16 protein-coding genes and 1 pseudogene are annotated in these 14,451 nt (G+C 61.9%); 3 read left to right on the top strand and 14 right to left on the bottom strand.

Going from position 1 to position 14,451, the window contains the following annotated elements; all coding sequences use genetic code 11:
- The 3 genes from ACYCFC_RS13295 to ACYCFC_RS13285 form a co-directional block, all read right to left on the bottom strand.
- Complete coding sequence (locus ACYCFC_RS13295; protein WP_459651876.1) at positions 1-810, bottom strand: ABC transporter permease; 810 nt, start codon at positions 808-810, stop codon at positions 1-3.
- 312 nt (positions 811-1,122) lie between these two features.
- Positions 1,123-1,575 carry a hypothetical protein gene (locus ACYCFC_RS13290; RefSeq protein ID WP_459651875.1) on the bottom strand — a complete coding sequence of 151 codons (453 nt, stop codon included), beginning with the start codon at positions 1,573-1,575 and terminating at the stop codon, positions 1,123-1,125.
- Between the two features lie 12 nt (positions 1,576-1,587).
- Positions 1,588-1,776: a prepilin-type N-terminal cleavage/methylation domain-containing protein gene (locus ACYCFC_RS13285; RefSeq protein ID WP_459651874.1), complete on the bottom strand. Its 189-nt coding sequence runs from the start codon at positions 1,774-1,776 to the stop codon at positions 1,588-1,590.
- A gap of 446 nt (positions 1,777-2,222) precedes the next feature.
- Between ACYCFC_RS13285 and pilB the strand changes: the two genes are divergently transcribed.
- Genes pilB through ACYCFC_RS13270 form a run of 3 tightly spaced genes read left to right on the top strand, consistent with a single transcriptional unit; the run spans position 2,223 to position 6,021 of the window.
- Positions 2,223-3,926 (top strand): type IV-A pilus assembly ATPase PilB, encoded by a 1,704-nt coding sequence (gene pilB, locus ACYCFC_RS13280; RefSeq protein WP_459651873.1) that lies wholly within the window; start codon positions 2,223-2,225, stop codon positions 3,924-3,926.
- Between the two features lie 3 nt (positions 3,927-3,929).
- Positions 3,930-5,150 (top strand): type II secretion system F family protein, encoded by a 1,221-nt coding sequence (locus tag ACYCFC_RS13275; protein WP_459651872.1) that lies wholly within the window; start codon positions 3,930-3,932, stop codon positions 5,148-5,150.
- A 4-nt stretch (positions 5,151-5,154) separates the two neighbouring features.
- Positions 5,155-6,021, top strand: coding sequence for a prepilin peptidase (locus tag ACYCFC_RS13270; RefSeq protein ID WP_181082995.1), 867 nt, complete (start codon positions 5,155-5,157; stop codon positions 6,019-6,021).
- A 148-nt stretch (positions 6,022-6,169) separates the two neighbouring features.
- Here the strand turns inward: ACYCFC_RS13270 and ACYCFC_RS13265 are convergent.
- The 11 genes and pseudogenes from ACYCFC_RS13265 to ACYCFC_RS13215 form a co-directional block, all read right to left on the bottom strand.
- Positions 6,170-6,372 (bottom strand): annotated as a pseudogene (locus ACYCFC_RS13265) (type II toxin-antitoxin system YafQ family toxin).
- 68 nt (positions 6,373-6,440) lie between these two features.
- Positions 6,441-6,701, bottom strand: a complete 261-nt coding sequence (locus tag ACYCFC_RS13260; RefSeq protein ID WP_181082996.1) for a type II toxin-antitoxin system RelB/DinJ family antitoxin — start codon at positions 6,699-6,701, stop codon at positions 6,441-6,443.
- A gap of 337 nt (positions 6,702-7,038) precedes the next feature.
- On the bottom strand, positions 7,039-8,535 hold the full coding sequence (locus ACYCFC_RS13255) for a nitrite reductase (RefSeq protein WP_181082997.1): 1,497 nt from the start codon (positions 8,533-8,535) through the stop codon (positions 7,039-7,041).
- Positions 8,532-9,371, bottom strand: coding sequence for a uroporphyrinogen-III C-methyltransferase (gene cobA, locus ACYCFC_RS13250; protein ID WP_459651871.1), 840 nt, complete (start codon positions 9,369-9,371; stop codon positions 8,532-8,534). Before cobA ends, ACYCFC_RS13255 begins: the two co-directional genes overlap by 4 nt.
- Positions 9,372-9,453: 82 nt before the next feature.
- Complete coding sequence (nirJ, locus tag ACYCFC_RS13245) at positions 9,454-10,644, bottom strand: heme d1 biosynthesis radical SAM protein NirJ (RefSeq protein ID WP_181082999.1); 1,191 nt, start codon at positions 10,642-10,644, stop codon at positions 9,454-9,456.
- A gap of 358 nt (positions 10,645-11,002) precedes the next feature.
- Entirely contained in the window at positions 11,003-11,536 is a 534-nt protein-coding gene (gene ahbB / locus ACYCFC_RS13240; protein ID WP_459651870.1) for a siroheme decarboxylase subunit beta, read from the bottom strand.
- The gene (locus tag ACYCFC_RS13235) at positions 11,511-11,954 is read right to left on the bottom strand and encodes an Lrp/AsnC family transcriptional regulator (RefSeq protein ID WP_181083001.1); all 444 of its coding nucleotides are present in this window, start codon (positions 11,952-11,954) and stop codon (positions 11,511-11,513) included. The genes ahbB (ACYCFC_RS13240) and ACYCFC_RS13235 overlap by 26 nt, the downstream gene beginning before the upstream one ends.
- Positions 11,947-12,462, bottom strand: coding sequence for a siroheme decarboxylase subunit beta (ahbB, locus tag ACYCFC_RS13230; protein ID WP_459651869.1), 516 nt, complete (start codon positions 12,460-12,462; stop codon positions 11,947-11,949). The genes ACYCFC_RS13235 and ahbB (ACYCFC_RS13230) overlap by 8 nt, the downstream gene beginning before the upstream one ends.
- Positions 12,459-12,917, bottom strand: coding sequence for an Lrp/AsnC family transcriptional regulator (locus ACYCFC_RS13225; protein WP_459651868.1), 459 nt, complete (start codon positions 12,915-12,917; stop codon positions 12,459-12,461). Before ACYCFC_RS13225 ends, ahbB (ACYCFC_RS13230) begins: the two co-directional genes overlap by 4 nt.
- A gap of 1 nt (position 12,918) precedes the next feature.
- A complete protein-coding gene (locus tag ACYCFC_RS13220) occupies positions 12,919-14,094 on the bottom strand; it encodes a cytochrome D1 domain-containing protein (protein WP_459651867.1) in 1,176 nt (391 codons plus the stop codon).
- Positions 14,091-14,432 (bottom strand): c-type cytochrome, encoded by a 342-nt coding sequence (locus ACYCFC_RS13215; protein ID WP_459651866.1) that lies wholly within the window; start codon positions 14,430-14,432, stop codon positions 14,091-14,093. The genes ACYCFC_RS13220 and ACYCFC_RS13215 overlap by 4 nt, the downstream gene beginning before the upstream one ends.
- Positions 14,433-14,451: the final 19 nt, after the last annotated feature.

The raw sequence follows: 14,451 nt of genomic DNA, 5'->3' as shown, positions 1-14,451 counted from the left end.
TCAGGCGAAACGCTTGCGGTTGAGTGCCCATACCGCCAGAGCCAGCAGGCCGACCGTATAGGTCAGGCTGGACAACACCAGCCACGGCCAGTCGGCGGGCAGCAGCTCCAGCTTGCCGTAGAGCGCGACCATGCGCACATCCAGCGCGCCCAGGTCGGGCAGCAGATAGCCCAGCAGGCCGATACCGGCGCGGTAGCCTTCGGCATCGCTGACTACACCGCTGTTGTAGGTGAGCAGCTCGACGATGGCACCGAAGGAGCGCGCCACCAACATAAAGCCGAAGGTGCCGATCAGGACGAAGCTGGGTGTGGAAGCCACTACCGCCAGCAGGGTGGCGACGGCAGTGAGCAGCAACAGATCGAGGCCGATAAAGGCGATGGTGATTAGATAATGGGTGCCCAGTGCCACCGGCGTGGCTTGCGCATAACCCTGGCCGATCAGCCAGGCCAGCAACGCCAGCGCCCCGGCGAGCAGCAAGAGCAGCCCAAGCGTCAGGCTGGCCACGGCGGCGAAGCGGCCCAGCAACAAGCCATGCCGTGGGTGTGGGTAGGAGAGGGTATTAAGGAAATAACGCCGGTCGAATTCGCGGGACAGCAGCTCCTGGGTCATCAAGACCAGCACCAGGGGCAACAACAGGCGAATCACCGAGAGGCCGATATCCAGCGCCACGGTAGCGGGTTGGCGGCCGCTGAATTGGGCGGATAGAAAGGCTGCAAGGGCCAACACCAGCAAGCAGCCCATAGCCAGCCAGGCAAAACGGGCGCGGAAGGCGAGGCGCAAGCCGGTTGACATATTGGGTGAAGACAGCATGGGAATTTATCTAGCCATAGCGGTTAAGCGTGTGGGTTGGAATTATAATACGTAGTGAAGATGTGTGTGCCACAAGATGTGCCACGTGCGACAGGGTTATGAGCGGCAATAAGTTGTTATTCACAATGCGCCGTAGTCACAACCAAAGGCCGCCGGACGTAGGGCGGGGGCAATCCGCCGATCACGGTTTTCCTCTACATCGTTGTTGGCTCGATATAACCCGTAAATAACAAAACCCCGTAATAATTACGGGGTTTTGTGTAGCCGGTTGGGCGATATGTAACCGCGCTGGTTTCAGCCGCCTACTGGGCTTTATTCAGCGTTGTGGTCAGCAGTCAGCTTGCTGCCTGCGGTAGTGATCGCAGCTTCGCTGGTGCAGCTGCCGCTTGGGTAGAGAGATTCAACTGTGCCTGCAATAGTGGAGGCTGCGGACATGGCAGGGCCGGTTGCAACCCGAGTGCCGCTTGTGCCTAGTGTGGTCGAAGAGCAACCTTCGGAACCGCCTTCACATGTGACAGTACGAGAAGTGGCGCGACCCGAAGTGTGGCAAGTCGCCAGAGCTACGCCCTGAGTGTTAGCAGCACCCGTATCTACGCAAGCCACACCACCCTGGACGTTATTTGACAAGTTGATTTTTACATCTTCGTTCAGTAGCGAGCAGCTCAGTATGCTAATTACACCATTGGTTTCCGTCAGGTTCACGTCTGCAGCGTGTGCGCCGAACGACATAAAGAGTGAAGTTGCAATGATCGCGATTTTTTTCATGTCAGGCATCCTTTACTTCAGCGAGGAGATGATGGCGGTGATGCCATTTTTTGCGTCGGCGAGGGCAGTGGAGTCGTTGGCCTTGGCACGATAGTCATTGAACTGCGGAATCGCAATGGCCGCTAGGATGCCGATAATCGCAATTACAATCATCAGCTCGATCAGGGTAAAACCTTTTTGCTTCTTCTTGAGAAGTTTCATTGAAAAGCTCCTTTGTTGGTGAGGTCGTTGGACCTGGCGAGACAGGAGCAGCATCCGTGCCAAGCGAGGAGGGGTGGCTGGGTGGGAATGTCTGGTTGTGAGCTGGGTCACTCTTTGAGGGTTGGCGGCTGAGTTGGGGCGCTGGGGGTTTGCGGGGTGGTTTTGGCTGGGGGCTTTTCGCGGGCGTGTTCCGCTCCCACGGGTTTTGTGTGCTAGGCCCCCGTAGGAGTGGGCCATCCACGAATACGAATTGCACATGGGTGGGGTTTCCTTCACGGGCATGGCCCGTTCCCACGAAAGCATTCGAACCCTTCGCGAGCATGGCCCGCTCCTACTGCTTTAGTCAGCAAGTGACAAAAATTGCCACACGCTTTTTGCGGATTTGGCGCGGCTGGGGAACTGCGTTATAAGGCTGCGATCTTCCAGCCTTATATAAAGAGAGTTCGATGAACGAGAACGCTCCTCTCGGTGGCCTGGCCCGGCAACTGGTGCAGGCCGGCCAGCTTGATGAAAAAACGGCACAGCAGGCGCAACAACAGGCGCAGCGTAACCAGTTGCCGCTGGTGACCTGGCTGGTGCAGAACAAGCTGGCCAAGAGCCGCGCTGTGGTGGAGCTGGCGGGCGAGCAGTTTGGGGTGCCCTATTTCGATCTCGCGAGCATAGACAAGGATACCCAGCCGCAGGATCTGATCAGCGAGAAACTGGTGCGCCAGCATCGGGTGCTGCCGTTGCAGCGGCGCGGCAACAAGCTCTACGTTGCGGTGTCCGATCCGACCAATCATCTGGCGGTCAGCGATATCCAGTTCAATACCGGGCTCAATGTCGAGGCGGTGCTGGTCGAGGATGACAAGCTGGGCCAGGCCATCGACAAGTTTTTCGAGTCCGCCGCTACGGCGCTGGACGGGCTGAGCGATTCGGATCTGGACGATCTGAATGTGGAGATCAGTGGCGGCTCCACTGAAGATGAGAGCGAGCACAACGAGGCTGACGATGCGCCGGTGGTGCGCTTCGTCAACAAGATGCTGCTCGATGCGATCAAGCGTGGCTCGTCGGACCTGCACTTCGAGCCCTACGAGAAATCCTACCGGGTGCGGTTCCGTACCGACGGTGTGCTGCACGAGGTGGCGCGACCGCCGGTGCAACTGGTCAGCCGTATCTCCGCACGCCTGAAGGTGATGGCGGCGCTGGATATCGCCGAGCGGCGCAAGCCGCAGGATGGCCGCATCAAGATGAAGGTGTCGAAGAACAAGTCCATCGATTTTCGCGTCAACAGCCTGCCGACGCTGTGGGGCGAGAAGATCGTGATGCGGATTCTCGACTCATCCAGCGCGAAGATGGGCATCGATGCGCTGGGCTATGAGGAAGAGCAGAAGCAGCTGTACCTGGAGGCGCTGAAGCAGCCGCAGGGGATGATCTTGGTGACCGGGCCGACGGGTTCGGGCAAGACGGTTTCGCTGTACACGGGCCTGAATATCCTCAATACCATCGATGTGAACATTTCCACCGCCGAAGACCCGGTGGAGATCAACCTGGAGGGCATCAACCAGGTCAACGTCAACCCGCGCCAGGGCATGGATTTCGCCCAGGCGTTGCGCGCCTTCCTGCGCCAGGACCCGGACATCATCATGGTGGGGGAGATCCGCGACCTGGAAACCGCCGAGATCGCCATCAAGGCGGCGCAGACTGGCCACATGGTGATGAGTACGCTGCACACCAACAGCGCCGCGGAAACCCTGACGCGTCTGCGCAACATGGGTGTGCCTGCGTTCAATATCGCCACCTCGGTGAACCTGATCATCGCCCAGCGCCTGGCGCGCAAGCTCTGCCCAGGCTGCAAGAAGGAAGTCGAGGTGCCGCGCGATGCCTTGCTCAAGGAAGGCTTCCCGGAAGACAAGATCGGTACCTTTCAGCTTTATGGCCCGGTGGGTTGTGATAATTGCAACGGTGGTTACAAAGGCCGTGTCGGTATTTATGAAGTGGTTAAAATCACGCCGGCTCTGCAGCGGCTTATCATGGAGGAAGGAAACTCCATCGATATCGCCCAGCAGGCGCGCAAAGATGGCTTCAATGATTTGCGCCTTTCGGGTCTGGTCAAAGCCATGCATGGCATCACCAGCCTGGAAGAAGTCAACCGCGTGACCAAGGATTAACCGATGGCGGAAAAAGCGTTGAAAACCAGTGTGTTCACCTGGGAAGGGACTGATCGCAAAGGCAGCAAGATCAAGGGTGAGCTGTCCGGTCAGAGCCCGGCGCTGATCAAGGCGCAACTGCGCAAGCAGGGTATCAATCCGCTGAAGGTGCGCAAGAAGGCCGTCTCGCTGTTCAGTTCCGGCAAGAAGATCAAGCCGATGGATATCGCGCTGTTCACCCGGCAGATGGCGACCATGATGAAGGCTGGCGTGCCGTTGCTGCAGTCGTTCGACATCATCGGCGAGGGCTTCGACAATCCGAACATGCGCAAGCTGGTGGATGAGGTGAAGCAGGAGGTGGCCGCCGGTAACAGCTTCGCCGGTTCGCTGCGCAAGAAGCCGCAATATTTCGATGACCTGTATTGCAACCTGGTGGAGTCCGGCGAGCAGTCCGGTGCGCTGGAAACGTTGCTGGATCGGATTGCCACGTATAAGGAAAAAACCGAGCAGCTCAAGGCCAAGATCAAGAAGGCGATGACCTACCCGATTGCGGTCATCGTGGTGGCGATCATTGTTTCGGCGATCCTGCTGATCAAGGTGGTGCCGCAGTTCGAGAGTGTGTTCCAAGGCTTTGGGGCCGAACTGCCAGCGTTTACGCAAATGGTGGTCGGGCTTTCGCGCTGGCTGCAGGAGTGGTGGTATCTGGTGCTTCTGGGGCTGTTCGTGGCGGCATTCCTGTTCAAGCACAGTTACAAACGCTCGGAGAAGTTTCGTGATGCGCTCGACAGGATGCTGCTGAAGGCGCCTATTGTTGGCGACATTCTCTACAAGGCGGTGGTGGCGCGTTATGCACGTACCTTGTCCACGACCTTTGCGGCGGGTGTGCCGCTGGTGGATGCGCTGGACTCGGTAGCGGGGGCGACCGGCAACGTGGTGTTCCGCAATGCGGTGGCGAAGATTCGCAACGATGTATCCTCTGGTGTGCAGCTGAACTTCTCGATGCGCACCACCAATGTATTTCCTTCGATGGCGATCCAGATGACGGCCATTGGCGAGGAGTCCGGTTCGCTGGACGAGATGCTGGACAAGGTCGCCGGCTTCTACGAGGACGAAGTGGACAATATGGTGGATAACCTGACGACGCTGATGGAGCCGCTGATCATGGCGGTGCTGGGTGTGCTGGTGGGTGGCCTGATCATTGCGATGTACCTGCCCATCTTCCAGCTCGGCAGCGTGGTCGGATAACTCGATGATCTTTCAAGTTCTGGCCAGCAACACGCTGGCCTTTGTTTTGTGCGCGCTGGTGCTGGGGCTGCTGGTGGGCAGTTTTCTCAATGTGGTCATTTATCGATTGCCGATCATGATGCAGCGGGAGTGGCAATCCCAGGCGCGGGAGTTTCTGGAGTTGCCTGCCGAGCCTGACGCGGCGATGTTCAATCTGTTTCTGCCGCATTCACGCTGCCCGCATTGCGATCACCGGATTCGTGCCTGGGAGAATATTCCACTGGTGAGCTGGCTGGCGTTGCGTGGCAAGTGCTCGGCGTGCAAGGCGCCGATCAGCAGGCGCTACCCGCTGGTGGAGCTGGCGTGTGGGCTGCTCTCGGGTTACGTCGCCTGGCATTTCGGTTTCACCTGGCAGGCCGGCGCGATGCTGTTGCTGACCTGGGGGCTGCTGGCGATGAGCATGATCGACGTCGATCATCAATTGCTGCCGGATTCGCTGGTGCTGCCGTTGCTGTGGCTGGGGTTGATCGTCAACAGCTTCGGCCTGTTCGTGTCCCTCGCGGATGCGTTGTGGGGCGCGGTGGCGGGCTATCTGAGTCTGTGGTCGGTGTACTGGCTGTTCAAGCTGGTGACCGGCAAGGAAGGCATGGGTTATGGCGACTTCAAGCTGCTGGCCATGCTCGGCGCCTGGGGCGGCTGGCAGGTGCTGCCGCTGACCATTCTGCTGTCCTCACTGGTCGGCGCGGTGCTGGGCACCATCATGCTGCGTATGCGCAAGGCCGAGAGCGGCACACCGATTCCCTTCGGGCCTTATCTGGCCATTGCCGGCTGGGTTGCCTTGCTCTGGGGTGAGCAGATCACCGTCAGTTATCTGCAGTTCGCCAGATTCTGACACCGTGGTATCGCCTGCGCCGCTGATACCACAAAGCCCGTCGTTCGTAGGTCGAATTAGCCGCAGGCGTAAACCGGCGGGGCGGAGCACCGGCGAATGACCCTGACTCCGCCCGTCGGGTCGATGAAGCGTGCCCCGACCTACGAAACTATTTATTGAAAATATCGGCGTGTGTTCCTGTTCTGGCTAGCTGTAGCTCATCACCCTCTACTCGATAAATCAGCAACCAGTCGGGTTCGATGTGTGCATCGCGGAAGCCTTTCCAGTTGTTTTCAGCGGATGATCAAGGTAGCTGCTTGGCAATGGTTCACGATTGACCAGCAAGTTGAGCAGCGTTTTCAGCTTGCCCATGTCCTTGCCGCGCTTCTGTGCCAGTTTGAAGTCTTTTTTGAAGGCGCTGGACAATACAGGTACAAGCATCAACTCCCCAGTTCATCAAACAGTGCGTCAATGGATGCGACCTTTTTGCCCTTGCCATTCATCAGCTCGGCCATGGCGGTGGTGGTGGCTTTGTTCGGAGTGCGGTCGTAGGGTAGATCCTGACCGGCTGCGATCTGAGTCATCATCAGACGGATGGCCTCTGAGATGCTCAGGCCGGACTCTGACAAGCGCCGGGCAGCGGCTTCTTTGGTAGCGCTATCGATCCGTGCGCGGACAACGGTATCGGCGGTAGTGGCCATGATGGGGCTCCTTTTCGTGATGTGGCTACAATTGTAGCTACAGCTTGTCGGAAGCGCACGTCTTATTGGATTGTGCCAGTCAGCGAAGCGTAGTCCGGTGAAATGACCCTGACTCCGCCCGTCGGGTCGATGAAGCGTGACCCGACCTACGAAACCTGTCGTTCGTAGGTCGAATTAGCTGAAGGCGTAATCCGACGAGGCGGAGCGTAGTCCGGCGAATGACTTTGACTCCGCCCGTCGGGTCGGTGAAGCGTGACCCGACCTGCGAAACCTGATTCGTAGGTCGAATTAGCCGAAGGCGTAATCCGACGATACGGGGCGTAATCCAACCTATCGGCTAGTGCGATGTGCCCTCCGCGAATTCGATCTTGTTGCCGACGTTGTACTTGCCTGAAGGCTTGTTCATCGGGATGCGTTTGATTTCCTTCAGGGTGTCGGCCTCGATCACCAGCAGCGCGCCATCGGTGTCCCAGACGCTGAGCAGCAGGTGTTTGCCGTCGCGGGTGAACTCTACGTGGGCGGCGTTCTTGCCGGGCATCGGGCGCAGGGTGTGGGCGACTTCCAGGGTTTGTTTGTCGATCAGGTGGATGGCGTCGTTGTTGGGGCCGAAGAACACGTCGGTCCAGGCGTACTTCGAATTTTCGTGGCTGCGCATGAAGAAGCCCGGCCCTTCGGTGGGGATTTCCTTGATCAGCGACCAGTCCTGCATGTCCAGCACCGAGATCAGTCCCTGGCTGACGTTGGGCGTGGCGAAGACCCACTTGCCATCGCGTTTCCAGTAGATGCCCGAGCCCAGGTGCGGCATGCCCGGCAGCGGGATGTCGGTGACGGCCTTGCCGGTGTCCAGGTCGATCACCTGGCCGCCGTGGGCCTTGCGCGAGGTGGCGAGCAGATGGCGGTAGTCGGGGGTGAAGGAGAAGTCGTCGAGGAAGTCCGCCGCCTGGATGCGGCGTGGCTCGAAGGTCGGCTCGCCGGCGTAGGACAGTTCCCAGGCTTCCTGCACGTCCTTCAGGGCGACTACGAAGCTGTCGCGTGGCGGCGCGGTGTAGACGGCGCTGACCCTTGAAGGGGTGCCGTCCAGCCCGGTGGCCGGGATGCGCTTGACCAGCGACAGGTCGCGGGCATCGAGTACCACCAGTTCGCCCGGCAGGTAGTTGCCTACCAGCGCCCAGCGGCCATCGTTGCTGATCGCCATGTTGCGGGTGTTCAGGCCGGCGCGGACTTCGGCGATCATCTTCAGGTTGTGCAGGTCGTAGACGCTGACCCAGCCGTCGCGGGAGGCGAAGTAGACGAAGCGCCCGTCGGGGGAGAATTTCGGCCCGCCGTGTAGGGCGAAATGCGACTGGAATTTGGCCAGCTCCTCGAAGTGTTCGCCGTCGAGGATGCGCACATGATGATTGCCGGCCTCCACCACGACGAACAGGTTGAGCGGGTCGGCACCATGCTGCGGGCTTGTCGGTAGCGTGGCCACATCGGTGAGGATGCGGTGGCTGGCGCGAAGGTCGGCATCGCTCCAGGTCGGTGGCGTTGCGGAGGGCTGGTAGAGGTAGCTGACCAGTCCGTCGATCTGTGCGTCGTCGAGCAGGTGCGTGTAGGCCATCATCTGGCTGGCCGGGCGGCCATCGCGGATGACCTGGCGTGCTTCGTCGGGCTTGATCCGACTGAGGCTTTCCGGCAGCAGCGCGGGGCCGGCGCCGCCCAGGCGATTGACGCCGTGGCAGCTCTGGCAGTGCTGTTCGTAGAGGCTTGCGGCCTGTTCCAGTGTGACTGCCTGCGGCGCGGCCTGCAGGCTGCCGCACAGGATCAACAGGGTCAGTGGGAGTGTTCGCTTCATGACACTTGCTCCTCGGCAGCCGCTGGACTGGCCTCGGCGCGCAGGCGTGCCGGGTATTCCAGCTGCTCATCGGCAAAGAGGCCGACGACCTTGCCGATCACCGTCAGGGTCGGAGCTTTCAACTGCTGTTCGCGGGCCATGTTCGGCAGTTCCTTGAGCGTGCAGCGCACCACCTGCTGCTCGGCGCGGGTGCCGTTGCCGATGAGTGCGGCGGGCGTTTGCGGCGCGAGCCCTGCGGCGATCAGGTTGCGGGAAATTTCGTTGAGGCTGCCAAGGCCCATGTAGAACACCAGGGTCTGTTTGCCCTCGACCAGGCTGTTCCAGGGCAGCAACAGGGCGCCGTCTTCCTGCAGGTGGCCGGTGATGAACTGGCAGGAATGGGCCAGGTCGCGGTGGGTCAGGGGAATACCGGCATAGGCACTGCAACCGGCTGCCGCGGTCACGCCTGGCACTACCTGGCAGTCGATGCCGTTCTGCAGCAGGTATTCGATTTCCTCGGCGCCGCGACCAAAGATGAACGGATCGCCGCCCTTGAGGCGCACCACGCGCAGGTTCTGCTTCGCCAGATCGACCAGCAGTTGATTGATCTGTGGTTGCGGCAGGCTGTGGTAGCCGCTGGTCTTGCCCACGTAATGCCGGGCGCAGATGGCTGGCAGCAGGTTCATGAGGTCGTCGCTGACCAGGCGGTCGTAGACCACGGCGTCGGCCTGTTGCAGCAGGCTCCAGGCGCGCAGGGTCAGCAGGCCCGGATCGCCGGGGCCGGCACCGACCAGAGCGACTTCGCCAGCGGCGAACGAGGCACTCAATGACGCGGGGAGTGTGATTGGCTGGTCCATGCGGTGCTCCTGAATTCTCATCGAGGCTGACGGTTTTGCGCTTGGCTCTATACGGTTCTGTCGACCGCTGGGTGCTGCTGTTCTAGAGGGCGCTGATTTCAACGCTTGGGATACGTGCGGGTGTTGGCAGACCGATTTCCTCGTCGCTGAGGTAACAGCCGGGGTCTTCCCCCCAGAGGTTGCCTTCGGCCCAGGCGCGGGTGCGTGTATTGCCGTTGCAGATGGCCAGCCAGCGGCACTCGGCGCAGCGCCCACCCACTGCGCGCGGGTGCTGACGCAGCTCGTCCAGCAGCGGCTCGGGCTTGTCCAGCCACAGTTCGCGAAAACTCTGACGGCGCACGTTGCCCACGGTGTGCTGCCACCAGTAGGTGTCGGGATGTACATCGCCGATGTTGTCGATATTGGCGATGCCGTTGCCCGAGGCATTGCCACCCCAGGCACGCAACATCTGTTCCAGGCGCTCGCGGTATTGCGGCAGGCGTTCTTCGACCCACTGCAGCAGCAGGATGGCGTCGGCATCGTTGTTGCCGCTGACGAAATCGGTTTCGCGACCGTTCTGCACATCGTCCCAGGCCTGCTCGAACAGCTGGCGCATGGCGTCGCGGGTCATCTGGTGATGGGCGTCGGCCTTGCGGCTGCGCTTGCCCCGACCGCTGTAGTTGAGGTGCGAAAGATAGAACTTCTGCACGTCGTGTTCGCGCATCAGGGCCAGCAGCGCTGGCAGCTGCGGGTAGTTGTTCTGCGTCAACGTGGTGCGCAGGCCGACGCGGATGTCGTGCTGACGGCACAGATCGATGGCATGCATGGAGGCACTGAAGCTGCCCTTGAGCTGACGCCAGTCATCGTGCACCGCTTCCAGCCCGTCGATGCTGATGCCGACGTAGTCGAACTGCGCGGCGGCGATGCGCTCGATGTTGCTTTCGTCGATCAGGGTGCCGTTGGTGGACAGGGCGACGAAGAAGCCCTTGTCGCGGGCGTAATCGGACAGCTGGAAGATATCGTCGCGCAGCAGCGGCTCACCGCCCGACAGAATCAGTACGCGCACACCGGCGTCATGCAGGTCGTCGATAACCTTGAGCGCTTCGCCGGTATCCAGTTCGTCGCGGAACTCGCTGTCGGCGGAGGTGGCGTAGCAGTGCTTGCAGGTCAGGTTGCAGCGCCGCAGCAGATTCCAGATCACCACGGGCGGGCGTGTGCCGCCGGCACTGCGAGCGCCCAGTACGCGAGTGCTTGGCTGGGCCAGGGCGCGCAGGTAATGGCTGATTCTCAACATGGGCGGCTCTCCTCGACGGCACATCAGGTTCGCGTCTTCGATGGGCGCAGCATCTCCGAGCGAATCGGGCCGATCCTTGATTGGAAACAAAAAAGGAGCGACAGCGGCTCCCTGAATGGGCTGGAAGCCCGATCTAGCGTGGGGGTGGGGCAACCGGTCGCGGTGCCGGCGATGGGAAAAGGCCTTGGGGCTTGCAGGGTCAAACGTGTTCGACCTTTTGCGCGAATTTATGGCCGAATGAATTCGGTCCTACAGGGCCATGCCTGGCCCGGAGGCTTCTGTTCGTCAGCAGGCGCGTGAGCGCCGGATTACGTTTTCGGAAACCCGGATTACGCCTTCGGCTAATCCAGGCTACGGTCTACGGAGCGGGTTGCGCTGCCGAGGCGGCGATGCGCAAGCCGGTCTTTTTCAGGATGCGACTGCTGACCAGCATCTCATCCGCTCGGCAAGCGTCACCGAGCAGGGCGCGGATTTCGGCGCGGTAGGCGTCGATTTCCTCGGCGTTGCGGCCGTGGACCATGGCGAACAGGTTGTAGTACCAGCCTTCACGGCGGGGCCGGCGATAGCAGTGGCTGACGAAGGGCTGGCTGCCGATCAGCGGTCCGAGGCGTGCGATCTCGGCGTCATCGATTTCCCAGACGGTCATGCCGTTGTGCCGGTAGCCCAAGCGGTAGTGATTGGGTACGGCAGCGATACGGCGGATGGCGCCGTCGCCCTGCAGCGCCTGGAGCAGTTCGAGGGTGGCCTCGACGCTGATGCCCAGGCGTTCGGCGATCCAGCCCCAGGGGTCGTCCACCAGCGGCAGGCCGGCCTGGGTGAGTTCCACCAGTTGCCTGGACAGATCGGACCGGGCGTCAAACCGGCCATCAAACCGGGAAGTGCAGGCCGACATGATAGGTCTCCTCCTTGGGCAGGTTGAGCACCGGCAGGCCGGTCTGCGCTTCGATGCGCTGGATGGCTTCGGCGATGCCTTCAGGTGTGGCGCAGCCAAGGACGAACCACATGTTCCAGGCATGTTCGCGGCGATAGTTGTGGGCGACTTCCGGCATCGCATCGAGCTGCGCAGCGACCGCGTCGAAGCGCTCTTCGGGCACCGACAGCGCGGCCAGGGTGAAGGCGCCGCCGAGGCGTTCGATATCGAACATCGGCCCGAAGCGGGTCAGGGTGCCGTCGTCCAGCAGCGCCTGGACACGGTCGCGCAGGGTTTGCGAATCGCTTTCCAGCTCCGCCGCCAGCATTTGCCAGGGCTGGCGCACCAGCGGCAGGCCATGCTGCAGGCGGTTGATCAGGCGGCGGTCGAGGTCATCCATGGGCCAGCTCCCGAGCGGCGGATGGGGCGTAGCGGCCACCGCACTGCTTGAAAGCGCGGGTGCTGAACAGCAACTGGTGCGGCACATGGCTCAGCTGGTGTTCGGCCAGCAGGGCTTCGATCAGCTCGCAGACCTGTTCGCGTTCACGGCCATGCACCATGCAGAACAGGTTGTAGGGCCAGTCCGGCAGGCGCCGTGGGCGCTGGTAGCAGAGGTTGATGCCGGCAGCCTGGCCGAGGCGCCGACCAACTTCATCGACCTGTTCGTCAGGAATGTCCATGACCAGCATGGCATTGGCGCGAAAGCCCATGGCGCGGTGCTTGAGTACCACACCGACGCGGCGGAACAGGCCATCCTCGCTCCAGTGGCGGACCTGTTCGAGCACCGCCTGTTCGCTGGCGCCGATGCGTTCGGCCAGTGCCTGGTAAGGGCGGGCGGCCAGTGGCAGGCCGGCTTCGAGCAGACGCCGCAAGTGCATGGCTTGCAGGTCGTCGAGAAGGGCGGTCATGGCGCGTCTCCGATGGGGAAACCCAGGTCGATGCGGTAGGCGCGGCGCATGGGCAGATCCAGAGGCGCAAGGCCGGTTTCCGCTTCGATCTGTGTCAGCAGGGTGTCGATATGTGCACGATCCGGCCCGGTGAGGACGAACCAGAGGTTGTAGTGGTGTTCGCGCAGGTAGTTGTGGTTGACCTCGGGGAAGCTGTTGATGCGGGCCGCCACGGCTTCTATCCGTGCGGGCGGCACGGCGAGGGCCACCAGGGTGCTGGCGCCGGCGCGGCTGTGCTCGAACACCGGCCCGATGCGTGAAAGCCCTCCGCCTTGCTCCAGTTGCCGGAGGCTGGCGAGAATCTCGTCTTCACTGCATTCCAGCGCTTCGGCCATGGCGCGGTAGGGTTCGGCGCACAGCGGCATGCCATGCTGGAAACGGTCGATCAGGCGGCGGCTGAGGTTGTCGAGCTGCATGTCATAACCCCGTCTCGTGGGCGCGGCTGCTGAAGAAGATGCCACTCGGCGTCTGGGCCGGCAGGCGCTTGATCAGCTTCAGGGTGTAGGGGTCCCAGGCCTGGATTTCGCCGCCGTCGCGCACCGACAGCCAGAGCTGGTCGCCACGCGCGGTGAATTCCATGTGCAATACCGCAGGTCCCGGCTCCAGAGTGGCGATGATTGCGTGGGTTTCACTGTCGATGACCTGCACCTTGCCGTTGTCCGGGTGGGCGAAGTTGACCCAGATCTGCCGCGCATCGGGACGCGCCATGACGAAGATCGGCTGGCCGGCGACGTCGATGGCGGCGGTCTGCTGCCAGTTCTCGCTGTCCATCACCAGTACCCGGTGCTGGCCGACGGCGGGGACGAAGGTCTGGTTGCCGGCCACGGTCCAGCCTTCCAGATGCGGCATCTTGTAGACCGGCAGTTTCTGCTGGCCGCGACCATAGCCGTCGAGAATGCGCTCGATGCCACGCTCGGGATGCCAGAGGTCGAGCTTGGCCATGCCGTCTTCGCCGAACAGGCCGGCGATGTAGTAGCGACCCTCGGGGGTGAGCAGCGCATCGTAGGGCTGGTTGCCGATGTTCTCGAAACGGGTGATCTGCGGCGTGTGGCCCTGGCTGAAGTCCAGCAGCCAGGTTTCGCCGGTATCGAACAGGCTGTAGATGAAGCGCTGGCCCGGCACGTCGGTGACGCCGACCACGCGGGAGTTGCGGCTGCCATCGGCCAGCGGGGTGGCGGGAATGTCGGCGACCAGTTCCAGCGTCCCGGCGTCGAATACCTTGACGCCGCCCGGTTCGTAGTTGCCCACGGCGATCAGTGTGCCGTCCTGGCTGATGGCGCCGCCGATGCTGTTGCCGCCCTGGATCACCCGCTTGTCGATGCGCTGGTGCAACAGGTCGACCTTGGTCAGGCCGCCGTCACGACCGAAGACGTAGGCGAAGCGCTGGTCGCGGGAGAACACCACCGAGGCATGGGACAGGTCGCCCAGGCCCTCGATGCGTCCGAGGCTGGTCATGCCGCTGCTCTCGATCAGTTGCAGGCTGCCGGTCGCGCGCTCCACCACCACACCCAGGTCGCCGGTGCCGCGCAGGGGTTGCTGCGCGCAGCCGAACAGCAGGCTGGCCGCGGCCAGCAGCAGGAAAGGACGGATCATGGCTTTGGATATCCTTCGAGAAGAAGATCGACCAGCCAGACGATATCCTGCTCGTCGAGCAGGGCATTCCAGCCGGGCATCGCGGTGCCGGGGCGCCCGTGGGTAACGGTGGCGATCAGGCTGTCGCGGGGTTTGCCGGCCAGTGCGTCGTGGGTGATCGCGGGGCCGAGGCCGCCGGTCATGCGCAGGCCGTGGCAGGAACCGCAGTCCTGCACGAGAAGGTGTTCGAGTTGCGTCTGGCGTTCAGCGGTCGGGTTGCCGGCCAGTGCGGCGGGAATCAGGAGGAAGGACGCCAGGGCGAGCCCCAAACGTGATACTGCGTGTCGGGACACTGTCATGACGTCCTCCTGGACACTG

Source organism: Stutzerimonas sp. NM35, from assembly GCF_054604355.1.
The sequence above is the reverse complement of the archived record's forward strand: the minus strand, read 5'-3'. Positions and strand labels throughout refer to the sequence as shown.